General features: G+C 52.9%; 24 protein-coding genes. 3 read left to right on the top strand and 21 right to left on the bottom strand.

Translation table 11 applies throughout. The annotated features are described in order from the left end of the window. Window positions 1–214: 214 nt before the first annotated feature. From fur to B1748_RS25835, 13 genes are all read right to left on the bottom strand, one after another. Complete coding sequence (gene fur / locus B1748_RS25775) at window positions 215–691, bottom strand: ferric iron uptake transcriptional regulator (protein ID WP_087570820.1); 477 nt, start codon at window positions 689–691, stop codon at window positions 215–217. 336 nt (window positions 692–1,027) lie between these two features. Then, on the bottom strand, window positions 1,028–2,080 hold the full coding sequence (locus B1748_RS25780) for a sulfate ABC transporter substrate-binding protein (RefSeq protein WP_087570821.1): 1,053 nt from the start codon (window positions 2,078–2,080) through the stop codon (window positions 1,028–1,030). 46 nt (window positions 2,081–2,126) lie between these two features. Continuing rightward, window positions 2,127–3,191 (bottom strand): sulfate/molybdate ABC transporter ATP-binding protein, encoded by a 1,065-nt coding sequence (locus B1748_RS25785; protein WP_087570822.1) that lies wholly within the window; start codon window positions 3,189–3,191, stop codon window positions 2,127–2,129. Between the two features lie 2 nt (window positions 3,192–3,193). Further along, window positions 3,194–3,991, bottom strand: coding sequence for a sulfate ABC transporter permease subunit (locus B1748_RS25790; protein WP_087570823.1), 798 nt, complete (start codon window positions 3,989–3,991; stop codon window positions 3,194–3,196). After that, window positions 3,988–4,803, bottom strand: coding sequence for a sulfate ABC transporter permease subunit CysT (gene cysT / locus B1748_RS25795; RefSeq protein WP_256975929.1), 816 nt, complete (start codon window positions 4,801–4,803; stop codon window positions 3,988–3,990). Before cysT ends, B1748_RS25790 begins: the two co-directional genes overlap by 4 nt. A 390-nt stretch (window positions 4,804–5,193) precedes the next feature. Beyond that, the gene (locus B1748_RS25800; protein WP_087570825.1) at window positions 5,194–5,829 is read right to left on the bottom strand and encodes a YigZ family protein; all 636 of its coding nucleotides are present in this window, start codon (window positions 5,827–5,829) and stop codon (window positions 5,194–5,196) included. A gap of 25 nt (window positions 5,830–5,854) precedes the next feature. Continuing rightward, window positions 5,855–7,204 (bottom strand): glucose-6-phosphate isomerase, encoded by a 1,350-nt coding sequence (locus B1748_RS25805; RefSeq protein WP_087570826.1) that lies wholly within the window; start codon window positions 7,202–7,204, stop codon window positions 5,855–5,857. A gap of 108 nt (window positions 7,205–7,312) precedes the next feature. After that, window positions 7,313–7,834 carry a DUF420 domain-containing protein gene (locus B1748_RS25810; protein WP_087570827.1) on the bottom strand — a complete coding sequence of 174 codons (522 nt, stop codon included), beginning with the start codon at window positions 7,832–7,834 and terminating at the stop codon, window positions 7,313–7,315. Between the two features lie 152 nt (window positions 7,835–7,986). Beyond that, window positions 7,987–8,304 (bottom strand): pyrimidine/purine nucleoside phosphorylase, encoded by a 318-nt coding sequence (gene ppnP, locus B1748_RS25815; RefSeq protein WP_087570828.1) that lies wholly within the window; start codon window positions 8,302–8,304, stop codon window positions 7,987–7,989. A gap of 168 nt (window positions 8,305–8,472) precedes the next feature. Continuing rightward, a complete protein-coding gene (gene tkt, locus B1748_RS25820; RefSeq protein WP_087570829.1) occupies window positions 8,473–10,488 on the bottom strand; it encodes a transketolase in 2,016 nt (671 codons plus the stop codon). 78 nt (window positions 10,489–10,566) lie between these two features. Then, complete coding sequence (gene purU, locus B1748_RS25825) at window positions 10,567–11,454, bottom strand: formyltetrahydrofolate deformylase (RefSeq protein ID WP_087570830.1); 888 nt, start codon at window positions 11,452–11,454, stop codon at window positions 10,567–10,569. A gap of 64 nt (window positions 11,455–11,518) precedes the next feature. Further along, complete coding sequence (locus B1748_RS25830; RefSeq protein ID WP_087570831.1) at window positions 11,519–12,649, bottom strand: deoxyribonuclease IV; 1,131 nt, start codon at window positions 12,647–12,649, stop codon at window positions 11,519–11,521. 520 nt (window positions 12,650–13,169) lie between these two features. Next, entirely contained in the window at window positions 13,170–14,204 is a 1,035-nt protein-coding gene (locus tag B1748_RS25835) for an SMI1/KNR4 family protein (RefSeq protein ID WP_179215830.1), read from the bottom strand. A 451-nt stretch (window positions 14,205–14,655) separates the two neighbouring features. Here B1748_RS25835 and B1748_RS25840 point away from each other — a divergent pair, with 451 nt between their 5' ends. The 3 genes from B1748_RS25840 (at window position 14,656) to B1748_RS25850 (ending at window position 16,633) form a co-directional block, all read left to right on the top strand. Next, on the top strand, window positions 14,656–15,093 hold the full coding sequence (locus B1748_RS25840; protein WP_087570833.1) for a DUF2621 domain-containing protein: 438 nt from the start codon (window positions 14,656–14,658) through the stop codon (window positions 15,091–15,093). A gap of 127 nt (window positions 15,094–15,220) precedes the next feature. Then, window positions 15,221–15,709 carry a hypothetical protein gene (locus B1748_RS25845; RefSeq protein WP_087570834.1) on the top strand — a complete coding sequence of 163 codons (489 nt, stop codon included), beginning with the start codon at window positions 15,221–15,223 and terminating at the stop codon, window positions 15,707–15,709. 21 nt (window positions 15,710–15,730) lie between these two features. Next, a complete protein-coding gene (locus B1748_RS25850; RefSeq protein WP_087570835.1) occupies window positions 15,731–16,633 on the top strand; it encodes a TIGR01777 family oxidoreductase in 903 nt (300 codons plus the stop codon). Window positions 16,634–16,660: 27 nt separating this feature from the next. Here B1748_RS25850 and B1748_RS25855 read toward each other — a convergent pair whose 3' ends face one another. The 8 genes from B1748_RS25855 to B1748_RS25890 all read right to left on the bottom strand — a co-directional run bounded on the left by B1748_RS25855 (window position 16,661) and on the right by B1748_RS25890 (window position 24,873). Further along, window positions 16,661–18,280, bottom strand: a complete 1,620-nt coding sequence (locus B1748_RS25855) for a DUF6382 and FHA domain-containing protein (protein WP_179215831.1) — start codon at window positions 18,278–18,280, stop codon at window positions 16,661–16,663. Window positions 18,281–18,311: 31 nt separating this feature from the next. Beyond that, entirely contained in the window at window positions 18,312–18,839 is a 528-nt protein-coding gene (locus tag B1748_RS25860; RefSeq protein WP_179215832.1) for an A24 family peptidase, read from the bottom strand. 37 nt (window positions 18,840–18,876) lie between these two features. Beyond that, window positions 18,877–19,911, bottom strand: a complete 1,035-nt coding sequence (locus B1748_RS25865) for a TadE family protein (RefSeq protein ID WP_087570838.1) — start codon at window positions 19,909–19,911, stop codon at window positions 18,877–18,879. Beyond that, window positions 19,868–22,102 carry a TadE/TadG family type IV pilus assembly protein gene (locus B1748_RS25870; RefSeq protein WP_087570839.1) on the bottom strand — a complete coding sequence of 745 codons (2,235 nt, stop codon included), beginning with the start codon at window positions 22,100–22,102 and terminating at the stop codon, window positions 19,868–19,870. The genes B1748_RS25865 and B1748_RS25870 overlap by 44 nt, the downstream gene beginning before the upstream one ends. 34 nt (window positions 22,103–22,136) lie before the next feature. Beyond that, window positions 22,137–22,790, bottom strand: a complete 654-nt coding sequence (locus B1748_RS25875) for a hypothetical protein (RefSeq protein WP_087570840.1) — start codon at window positions 22,788–22,790, stop codon at window positions 22,137–22,139. A gap of 34 nt (window positions 22,791–22,824) precedes the next feature. After that, complete coding sequence (locus B1748_RS25880) at window positions 22,825–23,013, bottom strand: Flp1 family type IVb pilin (RefSeq protein ID WP_087570841.1); 189 nt, start codon at window positions 23,011–23,013, stop codon at window positions 22,825–22,827. 234 nt (window positions 23,014–23,247) lie between these two features. Continuing rightward, a complete protein-coding gene (locus tag B1748_RS25885) occupies window positions 23,248–24,120 on the bottom strand; it encodes a hypothetical protein (protein ID WP_087570842.1) in 873 nt (290 codons plus the stop codon). A gap of 12 nt (window positions 24,121–24,132) precedes the next feature. Next, window positions 24,133–24,873: a type II secretion system F family protein gene (locus B1748_RS25890; RefSeq protein ID WP_087570843.1), complete on the bottom strand. Its 741-nt coding sequence runs from the start codon at window positions 24,871–24,873 to the stop codon at window positions 24,133–24,135. Window positions 24,874–24,955 lie beyond the last annotated feature (82 nt).

The raw sequence follows: 24,955 nt of genomic DNA on the forward strand, positions 1-24,955 counted from the left end.
CAAGCGGAATTCAAGATACTCCTTCGAACTAAGCTATCGATGGGATGCAAGGGTAGTTTAGCACAGGTTAACAGGGGCCGCATGGGCTTTTTTTAAGGGATTTCAGCACTTTTTTTAGAACTTCCACCCTCTCCTAACGTCCGAACGCAAAAGAACCCGAAGGAAGTCTCTCGATCTTCCGTCAGGTTCCATATCTCCCTTGGTATGAGCGAGATCAAGAAACGGCTTTATTATTCCGTTTGCAGTCCGTGTTCTTGCACTCGTGGTAATTACCAATAAAGTCCAGTCGATGATCCAGCACCTTGAAGCCGTATTCCCGCTCCAGCCGCTCCTCCAGATCCGTCAGCCAATCCTCCTTGATCTCATCCAAAGCGCCGCATCTCTGGCAGATAAGATGGTGATGCATATGCTCCTGGCCTTCGCCGCGAAGATCGTACCTCGCAACCCCGTCGCCGAAGTTCATCTTGGCGACAACCTGCAGGTCGGCTAGCAGCTCAAGCGTCCGGTAAACAGTCGCAAGACCGATCTCCGGGAATTTCTCCTTGACGAGCATGTACACGTCCTCCGCGCTCAAGTGATCCTGCTCGTTTTCAAGCAATACGCGCACGATGATCTCGCGCTGCGTGGTTAGCTTGGAGCCATTCTCCATTAATGCTCGTTTAATTTTGTCGATCTCAGCCGAAACGTTCATTCCGCCCTGCTCCCTTCCAGCTCGTTATCTATTTAGAGGTTATTATGGGCTTTCCTTGTGTGTATGAGGAATCCTAACCTGGCAGTCCAATTATTTAGAATTATTCTAAACTAATGGTAGTCGATTTTCGCTAATAATGCAATCTCAAGTTGCGAACATTGTCGCCATATTCATCAATATGACATATATGGACCGCGCGTCTATTTATTTTATAGCATTAACGTCTCCGACTCAAACAAAATGTTTGTAATAGGATACGTTGTTTCTGCTACACCAAAAAGCCGACCTCTCGGCCGGCTTTCTTCGAATCAATTATAGAAGTCATCGATTGTTTCCTCAAATATCGGCTAACACCTGGTACCAGATGCCTCGTTTGGAATAAAGCTTGGACCGCACCTCATCCCAGCCGCCCAGATAAGAGATATCGAACAATCCTTCCGGAACGACAAATTGTCCGCTCAGCTCCTGCTTGACGTTTTCCCGAGCCGGCCGGAAGCCGTGCTTCACGAACACGCGCTGCGCTTCCTCGGCATGCAGAAAGGCGATAAACGCTTCCGCCACTTCTCTGGTGCCGTGTTTGTCGACGTTGCGATCGACTACAGCCGCCGGATTCTGAATGAGAATGGTATCCTTCGGCACAACGATCTCGTACGGCACCCCTTGCTGGATACGCGCCTTGAGCTCGTTCTCGTACGTTACGATGACGTCGCCCACGCCGTATTCGAAGGCGGCCATCGACGCCCGTCCGCTCTTGTCGAGCGATTCCACGTTGGAGTGAATGGATTTCAGGAATGACTTGGCATACGTCTCCGACTTTTCTCCTTCAAGTTCTTCGGAGCGCTTCAAACCTGCGCCGTAGATCGCGTTGATATCCCACTGCGCGCCGCCGGACGTCTTGGGGTTCGGATACAGCACCTTAACGCCATCCTTCGCGAGATCATCCCAGTCCTGAATGCCCAGCGGATTGCCTTCGCGCGTTCCCAAAACGACGATGGATTCCGTAATCATGCCGCCATCGCTGCCGCCGCGCCAATCATGACTGATGAAGCCGGCGTCTTCGATTTTGTCCAGATCACCTTCCATCGCCAGTACGGCGACATCGGCTTCGAAGCCGCCCGCGATAGCCCTTGCCTGCGTGCCCGAGGCTTCATAGGACTCTTGGAACACGAGGCTCTGGCCCGTTTCCTGTCGCCACTTCTCCTTGAAGGCCGGCAGCAGCTCCGCGAAAGCGTCCTTCACGACGGAATACGCGCCGATAACAAGCGTCACGTCGCCTTGCGGAGAGCCCGGCTCAGCCTCTTGCTCCCCGCAACCCGCCGCGGTCAGCAATGCCGTGGCAATCAGAAGAGATGCCAGAAGCTTTCTGTATAATGATGATTTGCGTTTCATCCATGCAACAACTCTTTCTCGTGAAAGTCGTTAGGTCGGCTTATAGCTAGATATGAATTGGCATCGGATCAACCTTTAGCGGATTCTCCATAATCCAGCTGTCGTCGTCGTTGAACATATAGGCGCGATGCACGAGTACCTGTACTTGCCCTCCCACTTGGAGCACCTCTCGTTCCAGGGATCGGTAGGTAATTAGCTTCGTATCGCCGATCGCAAGCTCTACCATCCATTCGCTTCCGCGAAAGTGCAACTGACGGACGGTTGCCGTCGTTGCCGCCGATGCGAGCTTGATCTCGCCCGGCTTGCCGTGCTCGATATATTCAGGACGAATGAGTGCTTTGGTGCCGGGTTGATCGGATAATGACTCGAAGCCCTTCAAAATGGATATATCCTCAACGATCGTGGACTCTCCGATAAAGCTAGCAACGAACGGCGTCTCCGGATTTTTGTAGATGTCCCAAGGGCTTCCCTTCTGCTCCAGACGTCCCTTGCTGATGATCATGATTTCGTCGGCTACCTCGATGGCTTCCTCTTGGTCATGCGTAACGAAGATCGATGTAATGCCGACGCGCTCGATCATTTCCTTTAGCCAAGTCCGCAGCTCCGTCCGGATTTTGGCGTCGATCGCCGCGAACGGTTCGTCAAGCAGCAGCAGTTGCGGCTCGGGCGCCAGCGCCCTCGCGAACGCGACCCTCTGACGCTGACCGCCTGACAACTGATGCGGGTAACGATGCTCGAAGCCCTTGAGCCCAGTAAGCTCGATGAGATACATGACGCGCTCGCGGATCTTCTCTTTGGAAAGCTTCTTGACCTTAAGACCGAAAGCAACGTTATCGTATACCGTCATATGCTTAAACAGCGCGTAGTTCTGAAAGACAAAGCCGATGCCCCGCTCTTGCGGAGGCAGATCGTTAACGCGTTGGCCATGGAACACAATATCGCCGCTGGTCGGCGTCTCGAGTCCCGCCAGCATGCGCAAAATGGACGTTTTGCCGCCGCCGCTCGGTCCCAAGAGCCCAATCAGCTTGCCCTTCTCGATGTCGAAGCTGACGTCTTTGACGGCGTTGAAATCGCCGAAGCTTTTGTTTAAGCCGCGAACCTCAATATGCATGGCTAATGCACTTCCCTTCTTTTCTTCGACCATTCCATCAGCAGCAGCAATCCGACGGATACCGCGGCCAGCACCAGCGCGATGCCGTTCGCTGCCACAACGTTAAAGTTTTCGACGTCCTGGTAGACCAGGGTCGTTGCTGTCTGCGTTTTGTTCATAATGTTGCCCGAGACGACCAGCACCGCTCCGAATTCGCCCATGGAGCGCGCCACCGTTAGTACGACGCCATAGATGACGCCCCAGCGGATGGACGGCCAGGTAACCTTCCAGAAGGTGTACCAGGAGTACGCCCCCAGGGTAGATGCCGCCTCTTCCTGCTGAGCTCCGATTTCCTGCAGCACCGGCATGACCTCGCGGACCATAATCGGAAATGTGACAAACAGCGTCGCCAGAATCATGCCCGGCAGCGCGTAGACGATATTGACGCCCATGTCGGCGAACAATGCTCCAATGACGGTGCTTGGTCCCAGTATAAGGACGATCATGAGACCGCCGATTACGGGCGATACCGCAAACGGAAGATCTACGATGCTATTAAGCAGTCGCTTAAGCCGTGGTCCCAGCCATTGTGCTCTTACAAGGTACAACGCCAGCATGACGCCGAACAGCGTGTTGATGATCGTAACGAGAACGACGATAATACCCGTCATCATCAATGCATGGATGGATTGCGGACGCGACAGCGCATCCCAGAAGCCATCAATTCCTTCCTCCCATGCACCCGTAAAAATTTTAACCAGCGGCACGATCAGCAGAAGCGTAAATATGACATAAGTCAGGATGATCCACAGTCTTCTCACGGTGTCGACCTCCTTGCTTGCAGCTGGTTCACGAGCCACAGAATCAGGAAGGACAACGTCAATAACATAACGGATACGGCTGCAGCGCCTTGCGGGTTATTGCTCTCAATCTCTCCGAATATAAAGACGGAAGCAACAAGCGTCTTGCCGGGAATATTGCCCGCAACCAGCACGACGGCCCCGAATTCCGCCAGCCCTCGGGAGAAGGCAAGCATTGCGCCGCTCAAAATACCGGGCAGCATCGTCGGGAAGATGACGCTAAAGAACGTCTTCGCCTTGGAGGCGCCGAGCGTGTAAGCCGCTTCTTCCTCCGAACGGTCCAGCTCCTCCAGCAGCGGCTGAATGGCCCGAATGACAAAGGGGAACGTAACGAACAGCATCGCGATGACGATAGCCGGCTCGTGGAACACGATCTCGATTCCAATCTTTCCGGCCAGCATGCCAATCAGGCTGTTAGGCCCCAGCAACAGAAGGATAAGTAAACCTCCTACCGCGGTAGGCAGTGCAAAAGGCAGATCGACGAGACTGTTCAGTATGCTCCGGCCCGGGAAGCGGTAACGGATCAGGACCCAGCCTATCATCGTACCGATCAACATATTGAGCACTGTGGCAATCAGAGCCAGCTTGAGGGTCAACAGTACGGCCTTCCAGGCCAGCGGATCCGAGACGCTTTCCCAAAATGGCGTCCAGCCGAGCGAGAAGGATTGGGTATATATCCCGACAATCGGCAGTACAATAAGACATAAAAAGTAGATCATGATGGCGCTTCTGAATCCGAAGCTCCAGGCTTTCCCCCGGAATATTTCGTTCACTGTGACATAACCCTCCAAACCATCGGCTCGAGCCGCAGGTGTGTTAACCATTTCATAATTACACAATTCCTATTAGCTTACTAGGTATTATAAATTTAGCATCCACCACTAAAGGAAGTCAATGGTTAATTACGAAAAACTGATCGGTTTAATAGCCTATTCTTATATATAAGTACGTCGACTCATCCGTAGACCCGATAACTCGAACAATTACTCTCGCGTGTCGGCGGCGGACACGGCCCCTGATACCACTGCACATAATCGCTCGAAAAGCGGTAGTTAGCGGACTTAAGTCGGCGTGAGCGACTTACACATTCGAAAAGCGGACGATTTACTTACTGACGCCTAAAAACGACGAAAAAGCCGGCGCTCAACGCGCCGGCTTCAAGTCTATTCGCCTTCAATATAATAGCGGCTCTCGCCTTCCGTGATGACCGACTGGCCTTGCGTCAAATCCGTCATCCACGCGATGAACGTGTCCTTCGCAGGCTCCTCCGGCAGACAGAGCACCGTCACGCGGTCGGTGAACTCCGTACCGCCCACTCGCGTACCGCGGCCGTGCAGCTCGTTCTCCAGCTTGCCGTACCACGTGTAGTCCACGTCAACGAACACCTCCCGATGTAGCGCCAGTTGGATCTCCTCAGCAGCCTCGATACCCGCTACCGCACCGTCCGTATAAGCCCGCACGAGTCCGCCAGCGCCCAGCATAATGCCGCCAAAATAGCGGGTGACCACTACAACGACGTTTTTAAGGCCTTTGTTTTTGATCACCTCGAGAATTGGTTTGCCTGCCGTGCCGCTTGGCTCTCCGTCATCGGACGCCTTCTGGTGCTGATCGCGCTCTCCGACCACATAGGCGGAGCAATTGTGCGTAGCCTGACGATGCAGCCGCTTGATCTCATCGATGAAAGCGACGGCTTCCTCTTCGGTTTCCACAGGTTTCGCGTAGCCGATGAACCGCGATTTTTTGATGACGATTTCTTTGCTGGCTTCTTGCCTGACCGTTTTATAGCTGGTTAAGTTCATTTGTTTCGCCTCCCGTCCCCGGGAACTACAGACGCGCTTCCAGCTCGGCCTTTTCCTTCTCGAAGCCCGGTTTGCCGAGCAGCGCGAACATATTGCGTTTGTAGGCTTCAACGCCCGGCTGATCAAACGGATTCACGCCCAGCAAGTAACCGCTGATGCCGCAAGCCTTCTCGAAGAAATACACCAGGTAGCCGAACGTGTACGGCGTCATGTCCGCGATGTTTACGATCAGGTTCGGCACTTGGCCGTCCGTATGCGCGAGAAGCGTACCTTCGAATGCCTTTTTGTTGACGAAGTCCATCGTTTTGCCCGTCAGGAAATTCAGTCCGTCGAGGTTATCGTCGTCATGGCCGATCGTGATGTGCTCCGCGACTTCCTTCACTTGAATAACCGTCTCGAAGATGTTCCGGTTGCCTTCTTGGATAAATTGGCCCATGGAGTGCAGATCGGTCGAGAAGTCGACGGATGCCGGGTAGATGCCTTTGTAATCCTTGCCTTCGCTCTCGCCGAACAGCTGCTTCCACCATTCCGAAACGAAGTGCAGGTTAGGCTCATAGTTGACGAGAATTTCCGTCACTTTACCTTTGCGGTACAAAGCGTTGCGCGCCGCAGCATATTGGTACGCCTCATTCTCCGCCAGGTTCGGGTTGCCATATTCCTTGGATGCGTCAGCCGCGCCTTGCATCATGGCATCGATGTCGATACCCGCTACCGCGATCGGCAGCAAGCCTACTGCCGTCAGTACGGAATATCGGCCGCCTACATCATCCGGAATGACAAACGACTCGTAGCCTTCTTCGTTAGACAGCTTTTTGAGAGCGCCCTTCTCCTGATCAGTCGTTGCATAGATACGTTTGCGAGCTTCTTCCTTGCCGTATTTTTTCTCCAGCTCCGCACGGAAGAAACGGAAAGCAATTGCCGGTTCCGTCGTCGTGCCGGACTTCGAGATAACGTTGATGGACCAGTCTCTGCCTTCCAGCAGCCCCAGCAGATGAGTCACGTAAGTCGAGCTGATGTTGTTGCCCGCGAACAACACTTGAGGGGTCTTGCGCTGTTCCTTCGACTGGATGTTGTAGAACGAATTCGACAGCATCTCGATCGCGGCGCGCGCGCCCAGATAAGAACCGCCGATGCCGATGACGATCAGCACTTCGGAATCGGATTGAATTTTGGAAGCGGCCTCTTTGATTCTAGCGAACTCTTCCTTATCGTAATTCGTTGGCAGATCGATCCAGCCCAGATAGTCCGAGCCGGCTCCCGTGCCGTTATGTAATTGGCCATGTGCCGCTTTGACCTGCTCTGTCAGGTTGTCGATCTCGTGTTGACCGATAAAAGCCAGTGCCTTGCTATAATCGAATTGAACGGTTTTGCTCATGTTTGCTAATTCCTCCTCTATGTAACTATTCCTTTAGAATATCGGATTAAAGCCCCGAATACAAGCATAACCCCCTGTTTGGAGGGGGCCTGCCATCCGCTTCTCGACTTAATAGTAGGGAGAAATCATGAGGTAAACGACGACGCCAGTGAAGCTGACATAAAGCCAGATCGGCATCGTCCATTTCGCGATTCTGCGGTGCTTATCCACTTGATTCGTCATGCCGCGAACGGCCGACATCAGCGCAAGCGGCACAACGACTACCGCAAGCACGATATGAGTAAGCAGCACGAAGAAATAAATCCCCCGAAGTATGCCTTCGCCGCCGTATTTGGTCGACTCCGTCAAGTAGTGATAGGTTACGTAAGAGACGAGGAACAGCGTTGTGGACAAGAAGGCCAGACCGATAAACGCCCTGTGCATTTTAATATTTTTGCGCTTGATGGCTACCAGCGCTACGACCAGCGTCAGAAACGTGAAGCAGTTGAAAATCGCGTTCAGCAGCGGCAGCATTTTAACGTCGAATCCGACTTCGCCGTCGTAGGCCGGCAAAAAGAACAGGATCGCGACCAACGCCACGATGACGACCGTTAATACCGTCACCAGCGGCGTGTAATTTCTTTCCTTCATGGATTGGAATCCCCCTATTGCAAGTTGGTAGTGATTGTTTTAACTTTAGCCCATTTTCATAAGGGAATACAATGTCGGAGTGTTGACGTTTATGTGAAATTGCGGCAAAAGGCCGCATCGCTATAACGATGCGGCCTCATCGGCTGACGCGATTACTCGTAAATGTACGAACAACAGTAGTCCGTCACTTCGGCAACCTGAAGCTTGAACTTCGTGTTGGCGGGAACTTTGAATTCGCCTTCGCCTTGGATATGGATCCATTCCGTTTCGCCTGGCAGGAGCACCTTAAGATCGCCGCCCAGAATTTCCATAATTTCAAGGCAGTCCGTGCCGAATTCATAGTCGCCGGGCAGCATGACGCCAAGCGTTTTCTTTGTGCCGTCTGCGAATACAACCGCGCGGCTTGTTACTTTGCCGTCGAAATAGACGTTTGCTTTTTTGATTACGGTTACGTTCTCGAATTGCGACATAATTGATCCAATCTCCTTTAGTCCTCAGCAGGCGTAGTATTTGAATAATGGCAGAGCGAAGCGGTCGGCGCCGTTCTCCTTAGATGCAGCGCGTTTCATACAATCCAAGTAGGCCGGGGAGAAATTCGTTCCAACGAACGAAGCCCTTCCCAGCCTCTCATATGGCTATTACAGTAACGCTTTTACCTTGCTTACAACATTCTCGACCGTGAAGCCGTATTCCTTGATCACGCGGTCGCCGGGAGCGGATGCGCCGAAGCGGTCGATGCCCAAAATGTCGCCTTGATCGCCTGTGTAACGCTCCCAGCCGAACGGATGCGCCATCTCGATCGCGAGACGAGCTTTTACGCCTGGCAGAATGACGGAGTCTTTGTAAGCCTTAGGCTGGCGCTCGAACAGATCCATGCTCGGCATGCTGATGACCCGAACCTGGATGCCTTCTTCCGCCAGCGCTTTCTGAGCGGCTACCGCCAGCTGCACCTCGGAGCCCGTTGCAATCAGCTGCGCTTGCGGCTCGCCGGCAGCGTCGGAGACTACGTAGGCTCCTTTGCCCAAGTTCTCGCGGGCGCCCGTTACGGTGCCTTCGAGAATCGGCAGGTTCTGGCGAGTCAGCACAAGCGCGATCGGATTGCCCTTGTTCTCTGCCGCGTAAGCCCATGCGGCGGAAGTTTCGTTGCCGTCTGCAGGACGGATAACCGTCAAGCCCGGGATAATGCGGATGGAAGCCAGTTGCTCGATCGGCTCATGCGTTGGACCGTCTTCGCCTACCGCGATGGAATCATGCGTCAAGACGTAGACGACAGGCAGATTCATCAGCGCGGCCAGACGGATTGCCGGACGCAGATAATCCGTAAAGACGAAGAACGTGCCGCCGAAAACTTTGATGCCCGTATGCAGCGCGATTCCGTTCATCGCCGCCGCCATGCCGAACTCGCGAACGCCGAAGTAGATGTTGCGTCCGTCGTAGCTGCCCGGTTTGAATTGCGTCAGGCCTTTCAGGTGGGTCATCGTGGAACTTTCCAGGTCGGCGGAGCCGCCGGCCAGGTTCGGCACGCGATTCGCTAGACCGTTCAGGGCGTTGCCGGAAGCAACGCGCGTCGACAAAGGCTTGTCCTCGGTCGTGTACGCTGGAAGCTCCGCGTCCCAGCCCTCGGGCAGGTCGCCAGCCGTTGCCAGCTCGAATTGATTGGCAAGCTCCGGATAGGCGTCCTTGTAAGCAGCGAACAGATCATTCCAAGCCGCGTTGGCTTGTTCGCCTTTGGCTTTTGCCTCTGCGAAATGCGCGCGCACTTCGTCCGGCACGTGGAACTGATGGTTCTCATCCCAGCCGTATACTTGCTTCGTGAGCTTCGTCTCGTCTGCGCCAAGCGGCGATCCGTGAGGACCGGCATGACCGCCTTTGCCGCCTTTGTTCGGGCTGCCGAAGCCGATGACCGTTTTCACTTCAATCAAGGTTGGTTTGGAGGCGTCCGCTTTGGCTTCCTCGATCGCTTTCGTCAGTGCGCCGAGATCGTTGCCGTCGGAAACGCGAAGCACTTGCCAGCCATAACCTTCGAAACGTTTTTGAACCGTCTCGGAGTAAGACAAGCTAAGCTCGCCGTCCAGGGAAATATCGTTGGAATCGTACAGCACGACCAGCTTGCCCAGCTGCAGGTGACCGGCCAGGGAAGCCGCTTCATGCGAGATGCCCTCCATGAGGTCGCCGTCGCCGCAGATGGAATACGTATAGTGATCGATGACGTTGAAACCTTCTTTATTGTAAACGGCTCCCAGATGCGCTTCTGCCATTGCCATGCCAACCGCCATCGCGATGCCTTGGCCAAGCGGACCCGTTGTCGCGTCTACGCCAGCCGTATGTCCGAACTCAGGGTGACCCGGCGTCAGCGAGCCCCACTGGCGGAAGTTTTGCAGCTCTTCCAGCGGAAGCGCGTAACCCGACAGATGAAGCAAGCTGTACAGCAGCATGGAACCGTGGCCTGCGGATAATACGAAGCGGTCGCGGTTGACCCACTCCGGATTGGATGGGTTATGGACCATGTCCTTGGCGAATAATTGGTACCCCATCGGAGCCGCGCCCATAGGCATGCCCGGATGACCGGATTTTGCTTTTTCGATGGCGTCGATCGCCAGCGTACGGATCGTGTCGATCGACAGCTGATCGATAGATTTTTGCGTGACAGACATTTGTGTTCCTCCTAATTTGTCATTCTCTGTACCTATCCAAAGCCAGGTTAAAAGCTTTGAATATTGTATCACCCGGCATTAATTGAATACAACCGTCTTGTTCCCGTGTACGATAACCCTGTCCTCGATATGCCACTTCACGGCGCGCGCAAGCACGACGCGTTCGATCGTCCGGCCGATTCGCTTTAAATCCTCGACGTTATCGCGATGTGTGACGCGCTGAACGTCCTGCTCGATGATAGGACCGCCATCCAGTTCTTCCGTAACGTAATGCCCCGTTGCTCCGATGATTTTGACGCCACGGTTGTAGGCTTGCGCATACGGCTTGCCCCCTACGAAAGCAGGAAGGAACGAGTGGTGGATGTTTATGATGCGGTTCGGGAACTGCTCGATAAACTTCGGCGAAATAATCTGCATATAGCGGGCAAGCACGATAATATCCGCTTTGTCCGCGACGATCTCCATCTGCTTGCGCTCCGCTTCCGCCTTCGTCTCCGCGGTAACCGGGACATGATGGTACGGGATGCCGAACGATTCCACAAGCTCCCGCAAATCGGGATGGTTGCTGATAACCATGGCGATCTCGGCATCCAGCTCTCCTGCGCGCCACTGCCACAGCAGCTCCATCAAACAATGATCTTCCTTGGATACGAAAACCGCCATCCGCTTCTTGCGACTGGCCCGGAACGTGTGCCACTTCATCTGAAAGCGGTCGGCGACCCGCGCGAAATCTTCTACAAGAACGGGAAGCTCCCGGTCCATGTCGTTTAAGTCGAATTCGAAACGGATAAAGAACATGCCGCCTTCGGGGTCCATCGTATATTGGTCCGAGGAGACGATATTCGCGCCATGCTCATAGAGAAAATGAGACACCGCCGCGACGATGCCCGGACGGTCCGGACAGGAGATCAGCATCCGGGCTCGTCCTCCTTGTCCTTTCGATAGTTTGGTTACTTGAGATGACATCGGATAAATCTTCCTTTTCTACAATGAATTTTGTTCCAAAAATCGGACTTTTTGAACAACCTCTTTAAGCCTTTACGAGCAGATCTTTCCCTGCAAACCATGCCGTCAAGCGCTGGTTCACTTGCTCCTCCGACAGCTCGGAAGATAACGGACCGTCTACTTCCAGCATGTCGTACAAGCGCTCCATCGGCTCGCGCGGATCGGCTTTTTTCGCCTTTGCGTCATTTTTGAGCAGCGTCCACGTATCGATGATAAACGATCTGGGATCGATCTCGTGCTTGCCGAAATAATGATGAAGCTTCTCGACGTCTTCAAGAAAACCTTCGCCAAAGCGCGCCTTCACATCACCGCGCAAAAGCGCAATCTCGGCTTCGTACATTGGCCGTTCCTTCTTGTCGACTTTGCCAATCCACGGCGTCTCCAGTATAAACGGCCGTCCCTTCAGAGCGTCGTGGCGGATAATGTTCGAGATCGCTTCGTGCCCCAGCCAGCCTGCGCCGATGGGAGCATGGCGGTCTTTGGACGCTCCCCGCGGATTTTTGCTGTCGTTAACGTGTACGACTGCGACGCGATCCAGTCCCACGATTCGATCGAACGTCTCCAGAACGCCGTCCAGATCATGGACGAGGTCGTAGCCTGCGTCGTGCATATGGCAAGTATCCATGCAGACGGTCAGACGATGGTTGTCCTTTACCTTCTCGATAATGGCGGCAATCTCCTCGAAGCTTCTGCCGATCTCCGTTCCTTTGCCGGCCATGGTCTCGAGCGCGATATTGACAGCCGTGCCGCTTGTTCCCGCGAGTACTTCGTTTAATCCCTCGGCAATCCTGTTGATGCCAAACTCCGCATCCTTGTCTGTATAAGCACCTGGATGAAGGACGATATTGCGGACGCCGATCGCGTCCGTACGGCGAATCTCTTCTTGCAGGAAGTTTACGGCGAGCTCGAACGTATCATCCTTGTAGGAGCCCAGATTAATAATATACGGCGCGTGCACGACGATCTCGCCGATCCCGGCTGATTCCATCCTTGCCTTGCCTTCTTCGATGTATAATGTGTCGATGGGTTTGCGGCGCGTATTCTGCGGCGCCCCCGTGTAAATCATGAACGTGCTGGAACCATACGAGATTGCCTCTTCGGCTGCAGTCAACAGACCCTTGTCCGAGAATGAAACGTGAGAACCTATTTTCAACATTGGCTTGAACGCCCCTTTCGGTTGATCAAACCTTATTTTACAAGGAATGTCGAAATAAATCTAGTAACGACCTTTGAGCGAAACTAAAGACTTTAACATTCAACTTCCCTTTAATTACACGGAAAGTTGGAAACCGTGCTTTTTTGTGAATCGCAAGATATTGGTATCAAAAGCAAGGACTTGGGTCTGAGTTGGGGCTGACTATTTTTCAAAAAAAATCTAGGGTAGATACTAATGGATAAGTAAAAGAGTCACAAGTGGATAGCACTGTGACCCTTGCTGTAATCATTGTTAACTATTTTCACATAATTCTGAGACCGCTGTTCTATCCTCCACTTTTCACGATCGGAAAACCTGAACTTATTTGGAGGGCGTTTTGAACCCGACACTCCATAGCGTTCAATAGCTCCACCCCTATCAGTTTAGTTGCATGAAAACCTCTGCCTTAGACAGAGTCTACTCAATAAATTTCCAACTTCCTTGATTATTCCCAACTCTGTTTAAAGGAATCTGCAATATCTTAACTCTTTGTTGACATCCATATTTTAAGCGTTTTGGAACTTGCAGAGTCAATAGAAACATATGGGGATTCTAAGGTGGAAAAAGCAATTAAATCTTTTACATATGATCCTGCACAACCAATCTTAATCCAATTAGCAAAAAAAGATTCAAAATCTTTCCCTAATCTCCACCCGTGATACTGACCTTCATTAGATAGAAAAATGACTTCCCCGACATTGTATTTTAAATCAATTGCATAATAACTTCCCATTCCATCTCGCGCAAAAACAAGTGAATAAGCCCATTGTTGCTTATATTCATCGTCCAAATAATCTAAGTCTTCTCTCATACTATTGTAATCCACTAATTTGTCCAGATCCCAGAGGCCATCATCTAAGAATCCGCCTCCCTGTATTTTCAATTCCGATTCTAATTCACTCGTAGCATAGTATTCTTCATTGTTTAACATGCACGATTCGTAATTCAGTAAGTATGCATTTGATTCAGGAACATACCAAAAGAAGTAAACCCTTTTAGAATATGACAATAATACACGCTTAAATGAATCAGGAATGGTTATGCCCAACTCCTCTTCAATCTTCGAAACTTCCTCTTCCGTCGATTTACCAGCGATTTGTACATTGCCGCTTCCATTCCGCTGGATTGAAGCATCTATAGCTATTTCCATGCTTTCCGTCCAATGAGAATAATCTATATTCCCATAAAAATTATTACTATTTGAGGTAGATATCACTTCTTTTACTCTTGGCTTATATTCTTTACCTTCAAAACGTACCCAGTGCGGGATTTCCAATTCATCTTTCGGCATTTCAAATTTAAAATGTTTGTTCTCCTCTAAAAACTCAATGCCTTTTGCGGTAATTTTATACTCAACAATATAACCAAGTCGAATTTCTTTTGAAGATTGGATAAACCCTTGCTTAACAAGCAGTTTTAAAAAGTTATTGTATTCATTACTATCCATTTTATAGTACTTTGAATTTGGCGTTATACCTTCTTGAATTCTGTTCAGTAGATTAAATAACAGTCTCATTTTTAATACCCCCATTTAATGATTGAAGCAAGTGAAATTCTCGAATAATCCTCATAAATTTATTGCGTACTATCGCCGCTCTCTTCCATTTCGGAAGATGAGCGGCGATTTGTTATATAGACGAAGAGGTTCACAATGTATTAAGATTCAGCTGAGAGCAGGTTTGACGAGGATAACCTAGAAGGATAGAAAGTCTCAACAAAGAGGTCCAGCGACGCAGATGTCAGGAACATGCTTTTAGCAATTATTAATTAGTTGCATAACAAAATACAAGTGTGCATCGAATAGCTGTTACCGTATTCATGGAAAGTGTAAGTGGTGTAAGTGGTGCTAAGGCAGGTGCTAATTATTTATCAGCCCTCAAGAACCCTTGATAAATCAAGGTATCTTCGACTAATGTCGAAATAAATCTAAGAATACGCTATAATTCATTATTGAGGTGACATAAGGTATGAACGGAACGCCAAGCTGGTTTATGTATTTTATCGTTTTCTGGGCGATCGTGATGGTTATAGCCATGTCCGTTGGCGGCTTCTTCATGTTCCGGAAGTTCCTGAAGGTGCTCCCGATGAGGGACGGAAAATCCAAGCTGGATTGGCAGAATTATTGGGTCGAGCGCAGCCGCAGCATGTGGGGCGAAGAGTCGAAGCAGTTCCTCGATGAGCTGGTATCGCCGGTGCCTAATGCCTTCCGCGACATTGCCAAACATTCCATCGCGGCCAAGATCGGTCAAGTCGCAATCGAACACGGAGCGAAGACCGTTACGCGCGAGCATTGTATTGAGGGCTACATACGCGCAACGCCCAAGCGCGATTATCGGATCCTCATGTCGTTCATGGAACGCAAAGGCATCGACTACAGACCTTACGAACATTTGATTAACAAATAGTGCTGACGCACTTGGCGACTACCCGCCAATAGATGTATTGTTTCAGTGCCGTCATGTCCGGTTAGACATATTTATGCAACCCCGCCACCCGCTCGTTCGTCTTACTATCGTAGGAGGTGGTTCAACCATGAAGAACAAACGCAGAACAAAGACCGCTGGAGCAGCCGCAATATTGATGGCCGTCATGCTTACTGCATCGGCTTGCGGCGCCAACAATAACAACGCAGGTCAAAACGTGAACGGCTCGCCCGAGCCCGGTATTAATGACCAATTGCCTGAGGAGAGCGGCATTCAGGATCCAGGTTCTATCGGCGACGACGAAGAGACGAAGCAGCCCGAAGAGTCCGCTCCTACTACAGGGGGCGGCACGGATCCGGACGCTCCGGCCGATATCATTATTAGCAACGAGGGAATTTATACCGGCCAGAACGATTCCAATTCCATTGAAATCAAGACAGATGAAGGCGCCGAGACGTACCAAATAACGGAGGAGCTCGCATCCACGATCGAGGCGCTCCAAACAGAAGCGCCCGTCGCATTCGAATATACGGAGAAGGTCATTGACAGCGAACAAGGCATCAAGCAGCTGTGGCTGACGAAGATCGAAGCCAAATAACGGCCGGGGGAGTGACGGGGGATGAAGGTTGCAATAACGGGCGGGACGGGGTTTATCGGACAAGGTTTGACCGATGCTCTGATTGGGCGTGGCGATACGGTTTGGATTATTACACGGCGTGCTGCCGCGAAGCAACCCGCCGGCTCCGGACCGAGTTACGTAACCTGGGACATGCTGGAGCGGGATCCTTCCATCCTGGAAGGAATAGACGCCATCGTTAACCTGGCAGGAGAGAGTATTAACCAACGTTGGACGAAGTCGGCCAAAGCCCGTATCATGGATTCCCGAAAATGGGCTGCGGCCCGAGTCGGACGTCTCGTCCGTTCGCTCCAAGATGGCCCCTCCGTCGTCGTTAATGCTTCCGGGATATCCGCCTACGGCAGCTCGGAAACGTTAGTTTTCGAGGAAGACAGCCCAACGGCCGTGACCGACTACTTATCGGAAGTCGTGCGCAGTTGGGAAGAGGCCGCAGACGCCATTCCCGCGAAACGTCTCGTAAAGCTGCGAATAGGGTTGGTTCTCGCCCGCAAGGGGGGCGCCTTCCCGTTGATGCTTCTTCCTTACCGATTGTTCGTTGGAGGCCGCGTCGGTTCAGGCAAACAAGGTCTCTCCTGGATTCATATCGACGACATGATCGGGCTCATCCTGTTCTGCCTGGATAATGACGACATAAAAGGTCCTGTCAATGCCTCTGCTCCCGAACCCGTCAGCAACGACGAATTCGGCAGGGCAGTCGGAAAAACGATCGGACGGCCGCATTGGTTCCCGCTTCCGGCAGGACTGATGCGAGTCGGGCTCGGGGAGATGTCTACGCTTCTGCTTGACGGACAACGCGCGCTTCCCGTCAAGTCGACCAAGCTGGGCTTCCGCTTTCGGTATCCCAAGCTGGAACAGGCGCTCACGCAGCTTCTCGTATCCCAATAAGCCAGCCCTCCCCAGGGCTGGTTTTTTCTAGCCCTTGCCGAATTGATAGGCAGGTCCTTTGTTTCCCGTTAACTGTATCGTATCGCCGACAGCTAGCGGATAGGATTTGTAAGGCACCATCATCGTCCCATTAAGCAGGCTCCCATTCCTTGACCCCAAATCCTTGGCGACATGACAGCCTTGCTCTTTCACAATCTCCAGATGCAAGCGCGATACCCCGTCCGCCTTCTCTTCGTAGCCATCGCCTCCGCTGCCTCGCCCGATTCGAAACACTTCCGACGAGATCGGAATCAACTCTTCCTTGCCATTCCACCGCCGCCTTAGCAGCACATCTGCCGAAACGTGGCCACCGCCATCATTCGCTTGGTCAGCATCCTTTCCGCCCAGGACAGTCGTCGGGGCAAGCAGATCGTCCATTTTCCGCTGTTCGTCCTCCGCTTCTTTTACTTGAGGAGGCAATGCATAGCTTCCCAGCGAGCTGGTCGTCACGCCGTCCTTGCGATCGTTTTCGTCTTGCATGCTCCATGACTCGCTATGCGAGTCGCCTGTCCGCCAACGTTCTCCCGTACGCAAAGGACCAGAATGCAGCTCAAACGAGGCTGCCATGTTCTCCCCTTCCGGCACAGGTGCAGACGGTTCCAGCAGCATGCCGGCTCCCCTTCTCCACATCCATAGCACGGCGGCCAATAGCAGGACGGTCAGACCAAGGCTTACGAGCATCGTCTGCGTCGTGCTATAACCAAGATAAACGAAGCGCCAAATACATGCCGTGCCCAGTACCCCTCCCGATGCAATCAGCCAGCGCTGGCTTCCTGATTTCTTGGCGGCTGCTTCGCCGCTTTCAATAAAACTCTCATCGCCTTGATCGCAAGATTCAATAGATTCATTAGTTGTAATGGATGAATAGCCGCGTCCCCGCCCGTGCATTGAATCCTCCCGTTCAAGAGCGCTCCGCTCGAATATGCGAGAGGCTTGCATTCGGTTACGGGTGCTGCCGCCCATATCATCCAAGTTTTGTTTAAATTCATGTCCTCTTGTTATCCCATCATTGCCGGACGCCGCCTCTGGCAACAGATGCTTGCTGCCGAGCTTCTCCATCATCAGCTCCCTAAGCTCTTCGAGCGGCCATCGATTGCCGCCGAACATCCTCAGCACTTCCTGCAAGCCTTCACCGTCCACATGCTCGATGTAAGCAGACCATCTGGCTACCATCGCTAATAAATCATCACCAGCCGCACTCTCTTCCTCGCGGGCATGCAGCGGTACATAAACAAACGAAACGTCTTCAATATTCTCCCCGACAAATAGAAAGGTATCGCCAAGCATGCAACCTTCAGGCCGAAGCATATAATCTCTGCATTCCAACAATCCGGAAACGACTTTGTGCAGCAAACCATAGAATTGATCCATCGCAAGGGGCTGCTGCTGCAGCCTATGGATCAGCATTTTCTTGCCGTTCAGCGCATAACGGAACGTGACGTTCCCGTCCATCTCCATCCATTCCATTGGCAGCAGACACGGCACGTTTTGCGATCTCAGCATGTTGATTTCCAGCTCGTCCAGCTCGGATCTGCGGATGCCACCATCCTTGTCGAGCGTCATCTCGTGGCCTCGCCCGTTGACGAAATCAATGCGATACGGCTTCAACACGATCCCCCCTTTCTTCAATAACATGATGTTACGTAAGCGAAGGCCAGACCAGCGCAACAGCTGGCACAACGGCAAGCATGAAGGGCATCCGCAGGCGTGAGCGGACTTTCCTGGAGCCCTTCTCATGACTCAAGGCAATGGCCGATTCAGCATCCGACTCGGTCAAATAACGGATCGCTTTTTTTATCGCAACCGAAGGGAGCATTCGTCCTGCGAGCAACAGAAGACCGATGATCCCTGCGCACACTATGGAGGCCATCATAAGCTGCAGAACGGTCCCCACGCCAATCCAAGCGCCCGCCGCGCCGAACAGCTTGACGTCTCCCGCTCCTATGCCTCCAAGTGCATATAGCAGCAGCAAAGGCAAAAATCCCGCCGTTGCCCCCCAACTCGCGGCAGCGAGCCCTGCAACACCGTTTATCGAAACATGATACAACAAGCCTGCAACGAAGAAGGCAAACGTGAGCCAATTCGGAATCCTTCTCCACCTCATGTCGGTTATAAACGCCGCAAGCAGCAGCAACAAAAAGGCTGCTAAGGCAAAGCTTGTGCTCATGTCGGCCCTCCTTTCTCGTACAACGATGGAAATGAAACTAATCGCCCCGGTTTCGTTTCTCGACCAGAAAATGTTTCGACACATTGGATGCCGCATGCTCCCCTTCCGCAGTCACGGTCAATTTCCAAATGCCCGGCGTTGTATTGCCCGACACATGCCAAGTCCAGGACACAAAACCTTCTCCATCCGCGGTGGCATCTCCAAGATGCTTCGCCTTGCTGGCGCCGCTTTTGTACATAACGCCTAATGACACCGGTTGGCCGGGATTCGTCAGTACGGTCACGGTCGCCTTCTGACCGGGGCGAAGCGGAGTCGGCGTAATGGAGACGATTTGCAGATGTGGGCTTTCATTACCGTCTCCACCGATCTTCGAGCCATAGGCAGCCGCCACCGCATCGCTAATCCAAACCCGCTCGCGAACTTGTTCCTTTATTACGATTTTCTTCCCCAGCAATGGCATCCTGACAGGGAATTCATATTGAATAACGACGGTTAGATAAGCGTCATTCTTGTTAACCAGATCGGGAAGCATAAGCTTGGCCAATCTCAGTCGTTCCGGACGAAGGACCGTCTCCGCCGCAAACCTTCGGGCAAGCGGCTCGATGGTGCTGCGTCCCAGCTCTGTCGCAGCAAGATCTACAAGCGGTCCCCAATCGCCGCGAAGCGCCGAGCTTGCCAGCTCGCCAGCCGGCCGAGGCAGCCATTCCGCCGCCTCGGCCGCGACTTCGCTCCACTTCGGCAGCTCATCTTTAGAAGCAGCCGGCGCCGGCTGCGACGGTTCCGCTCCCTTTACGCTGCCGGCGATTCCATCTACGGCAAGCTCAGCCGGATATATATGCGAAGCCAAACTGCGGGCTGTCTGCGAAGCCGTCTCATGTAACGCCATCTGTGCCGTGCAAAGCATGATGGGCAGCACGAAAGCCATCAATAAAAAGATCAGAAGCGGCAGCACGATCGCCGCTTCGACAACGATGGAGCCATGAGTTTTGCCTCTCAATTCGAGAAGCAGCTTCAATATCTTCGCCTGTTCAGTACGACCAACCCACCGTCTCGGAGCTTTCGAAGCGACCATCGTTCACCCTCCCCCTCAACAAACCAAGCCTGCCAATCAGCTTCGTTGCTCCGGGGAGAAACCAAAGCTTTATAGAGATCGACGCTTCGCCTGTAACGCCTGACGGTACCTGCGCCAGCACCAGATCGCTGTTTTGCTCGATGACGGCGATCATTCGGGACAGCCTCTCCTCCTCCTTGCCTCCATGCAGAAGAGCAAACAATCGCAAATAATCCAGATAGCCGAGCTCTACCTTCGCATATTTCGATAATGGCGCGCTTCCTTTGCGGGCGAAGCTCAGCATATCCTCCGCCGTCTTCTCCAGCCCATAGAGTATAGCCCCGGACAATATTAACAGCGGGTGCCCCAGATTTTTGCTGACGATCAAGCCTTCCATCGTACGAACAGCCAGTCTGACGCCGAACAGCTCTCCATATGCGGCAATCAGATTGCCTATAGGATCATGGAATCCATACAGCCAATATTCCATTTCTTGATTATGGAAGGAGGCTGCTTCCGCGATCCCTTCGATGTCCCCATTCTCCATTAGATCCAGCAGCAGTTGAGGGGCAAAGTGGCTGAATCTGTCCGAAGCGTATTCCCCGTAGTAGAACATATCGCGGCTCTTTGCCAGCATGTCAGACATCCCTGCAAACAATCCTTCCATTTGCCCTGTCGAGCGCTCCACCGCTTGATTGGCATCCTTGGCTTGCGACCATCCGGTTCCGGCGTTATTCCCGTCCTCTTGCTGCTTCTGATTAAAGAGCAGACTGTCCTCGTAACGCGACTTCACCGATTGGAACAGCTCCCGATGCTCCGGCAAATCCCGCATGCCGGCCAGACCGTTCAACAGCCTGCCTGCATTCTGCCAAGCTGCAGCGGTTTTGGCTTCCGTTTCCTTCAGTTGCTTTTTCATATCCGCATCCGCAAGCTCCGTCTTCCGTTTTGCCAATAACGAAGCTTGTCCGGCATAGACCGATTCATAGTGCTTAACGGCCAACTGTATCTCCGTCACGCCTTCATTCAGCAGCCTTGTCGCTGCGGCAGATCCCGGCGAAGCCATCGCACTGGACAGCCTGGACAGCAGCTGCTCGACCTCGCTTACGATTCCCTTGCCGCTCGTCTCTTGATCACCCAGCTCCTGCCGGTACGAACTCCACCAGCCTTCATTCCGTATGAGCTTATCGCCGCTGCTGCGCACCTCCTCCAGCTCGGAAGCGGCCGTCCCTGCGTCTGGGTATGGCTCTGCACCGGGCACATCCTTCCCGCGAACCCCGTCATACCCGCTTGAAGAATCAGTACGGCTATTTATGCGGATCATCTCGTCGTTGACGGCCTCCGCCTGCTCCAGCTGTCGTCGCGCCCGGGATAACAGCTCCGCGTGCTTTTGCTCCAATGCCGTGCTTGCCGAGCGAAGCCGCCCAGCCAACGAAGCAGCCTCTTCCTCGAATGAGGCGATCCCGTCCCCATTCTCCGGCTCATCAGCTCCGTCATCCTGTCCAACCTGCCCGGCGTAAGCGGCAAATCGCTTCAGCAGCGACTGGACCGTTCCGTTATGGGCGGAGTTGCCGCCTAGCTTCAAAGCAGCCTTTCCGGCAGGCACAAGCGGTAGAGCCTCGCTTCCCGCTACGATGTCCGCCGCCTGCTCCTGCAGCAGCAGTGCATCTTCCAGCAGTTTTTCTCGCTTCTCGTACAGCTTGCGCAGCTCGTCGAGCTTATGGAACGTCTCGCCGCTCTGCCGCAGCGAATCTCCCAGCGGAACAAGCTTGGCCACAACTTCCAGCGTCATATCGACTGGCGCCTTATATTTCATCTCTTCCAGCACTTGTCTTGCGAATACGTCATGATCTCCCAGCACATGCGACGTATGAAGCTTGGCATCCTCGAGCCGAGTACGGACCAGGCCGAAACCTCCAGCAGCCGCCTCCTCTCCGCGACTGCCTTCGAGAACCTCCCGGAATATTTCCTCGCCTTCGCTGCCGCCACGTCCGAACAGTCCATATCGTTCGTATAACCAGGAATCGTATGCCGACAAAACGGAACGGACGCCTGTTCTGGCCGCGTTCTCGGACATAAGCCCCATTGCCGCAATTCGCGCATAATCGATCAAAGTGCCGAAGAACAACAACAGCGATGATAGGACAATAACGGCAAATATCGTGATCGTGCCATTTTCCCTATCAATTAAATATCGCCATATCGTATGCCGCATACCCGCTTCCATCCTCCAACCGCTTTCTATTCTCTTAAGGCTGGCTGCCTCCCCCATAGGATGACAGCACCTTCCCTGCCTGTTTCTTCGAAGTCGCCTTGCCTGCTGACGAGCCAGAAAACTTTTTCGCATAATAACGCGCCAAATCGACATGACGCACGAAATCGACAGGAGCCGTAATCAGAGCTTTCGATTGTCCCGTCGGATCAACAAATTCGCCTTTGCCCCATGAACGAAATACGTCGGAACCGATCGGCTTCTCCAACTTCGTACGCACCAGCCTGAACAGTCCGTCGTCGGCCCGCGTCACCTCGCCCGAATACGAAAGCCCTGCAGCGGCAATCCAATCCGAAGCCAGGTCCAGCTTGGTTACGGCCAGGGAACTCCCTGCTCCCTCCGTTCGCCCGGATGGCAACGACACGGATGCCGTCTCCGAATGACCGATCAATCCGAACAGGCTTCCCGTTACGCCATCGCTTCCAAGCTCGGTATATAATCCGTCATAGGCTGCCTCCGTCAATATCCCCGATCTCGGATCCCGATGACTGTTGTCCCAAGCGAAGGCAGCCCGTTCAGACGTAACCGCGGCCGTATAACTCACAATGACATTCTGGTAGACGAACATGCTCATAAAGAGGAATAGGAAAATCAGAATGAACAGCATGGGAAACACCATCGCCGACTCCAAGCTGAAGCTTCCCTCCTCAGTTCGCCATAGCCTGTTAATTCTCGAAGATGCGATTGGCTTCATCGTCCGCTTTGCCCATCAGGTTCTCGATCAGCTCGATAATCCAGTCCTTGAACAACAGTGCGATAATAATGACAACGGCTATAATCAATATGATCTCGAGCGTACCCAGCCCCTGATCATTCCTCCAGAACGATCTCCATCCCGCTGTCAGCTTTTTCATTTGATCTCATCCCTCTCTTATCTTGATTAAATGTAAAACCCCTTAGACCGAGTTCAAAAAGTTCGGTTTTCAGCACCGAGAAGATTGAAAGAAGGTAGAAACTGAGGAGCGGAGCGTAGTGGAAGCTACGTGAGCACCGGAAGTTTCGCCTGAATTCAATATTCGATGTCGAGTACACTTCGTGGCATACTTCGTGATCAAAAGCGGACTTTTTGAACAACGCCTATTTCGATCTCAGGACATGAGTAGAAACGCAGGCGCAGCGACCACCACCATCATAATGAACAGGATGCCGACCAGGGGAAATACCAGCTTCGACGAAGCCTCCTCGCCGCTTGTACGCGCCGCAGCCTTACGTTTCTCCCATAACGAATACGAGAATTCTTTCAGCGCCAGCACGAAGCGATCGCCTCCTCTGCGGTAATTCAGCAGGATAACCGTCGTAAATATGGCAACCTCCTGAACGCCGCAGCTTCTGCCCAGCCTTTCGATCGCTATGCCGAACGACTGCCCGTTCTGGAGCGAGAGGACGGCATGCCGCCATTCCTTATGCAGCGGACTGTCCCCGTATACAGGCCTGCCATCCAGGCATTTCGCGAATGCGCCCTGCACAGTCTCCCCCGCGCCGACGAGCAGCGTCAGCTTGGCCAGCATATCCGGAAGCGCCGCTATGATGGCGCGTCTCCTGCGCTCTACTTCGCGATCCGCTTCCACAAATCGACGCAGCACCAGTACAATAGCCACGACAGCTCCCATCATGGACATAACCGGTTCGCCCGTGAACCCTGCCAGAATCAAACTTGCCATCAAAGCTCCATATGCCTGTCCAAGCGACTGCGCCGCCGCTGATCTTGTCTGCTCTACCGACCACGATGCGCCCTTCAGCACGATCAGCTGGCGATGGAGCGTCTCTACGCGGAGACTCGCCACCTCGAGACGCTCCGCCTCTGCAAGAACACGAAGGAAGGGTCTTGCCAGCAGGACCTCCTGCCACCCCCCGGAGGGATTTCTTCTCATTCGGATCGCTCTCAAAAGTTCCTTTATCGCCGCCGCACCGATCAGATATAACCATATCGCGACCATACCTGTCGCTGATGCTGCCAGCATGCCATCCACTCCTTACATTTCGATAGACATAATACGATGTATAAGCCAGAAACATCCGCCTAATAGCAGCAACGCAATCGTTAGGAGAACATACCCGAAGCCGCTGTACAGCGGGGCCATATAGTCTGGAGCAGCCCATCCCAGAAAACCGAGAAAAACAAAAGGAACCGCCATCATGATCCGCGCCTCGAAACGCTTCTGAGCCAGCAGCACGGCAATATCTCCGTCGACGCTCATCTTCTCGCCAATCATCGACGACGTTCGTCTCATAACCTCCAGCAGATCGCCGCCAGATCGTTTGCATGCGGTCAGCGTATCGCCGAACATCGTTATTTCGTCGATGCCGGCACGCCTCGCGAAGTCTCGGACAGCTTCGTCAAGCGGAATCGATTGATCCAACAGATGGCCGATTACTCGCAGCTCTCTCAAAATATCCGCGTTCGGCTCGGAATATAGCAGACTTAAATCCTCCCGTGCAGCACGAAACGCATTCTCTGCCGAACGTCCCGCGGCGAGCGATGACGTTAAGGAAAACAGCAGCTCCTTGAATTGCATCTTCAGCCGTTCTCTTCGCCTTCGTAGCAAGACGCCGCGCCGCCATTTTGGAGCCGCAGCTCCAGCCAAAGCTCCTATCAGGGATACAAGTACGGAATGATAGAACAAATATAAAGCGACGAACAGCATCGCCGAACCTCCAAGGACGGACGTAACTACCTCCCTTCTGTTCATCTCGTATTCCGCATAATCCGTCATAATCGTCCTTCCACCGTGTTGATTCCGTTCTCGCTCGCGCGAGCTGTCATCCCTCCATCCGCACCAGCTCATGATCTTATTA

The sequence above is a fragment of the Paenibacillus sp. MY03 genome (assembly GCF_002165585.1).
Taxonomy (GTDB): Bacteria; Bacillota; Bacilli; order Paenibacillales; family Paenibacillaceae; genus Pristimantibacillus; species Pristimantibacillus agaridevorans.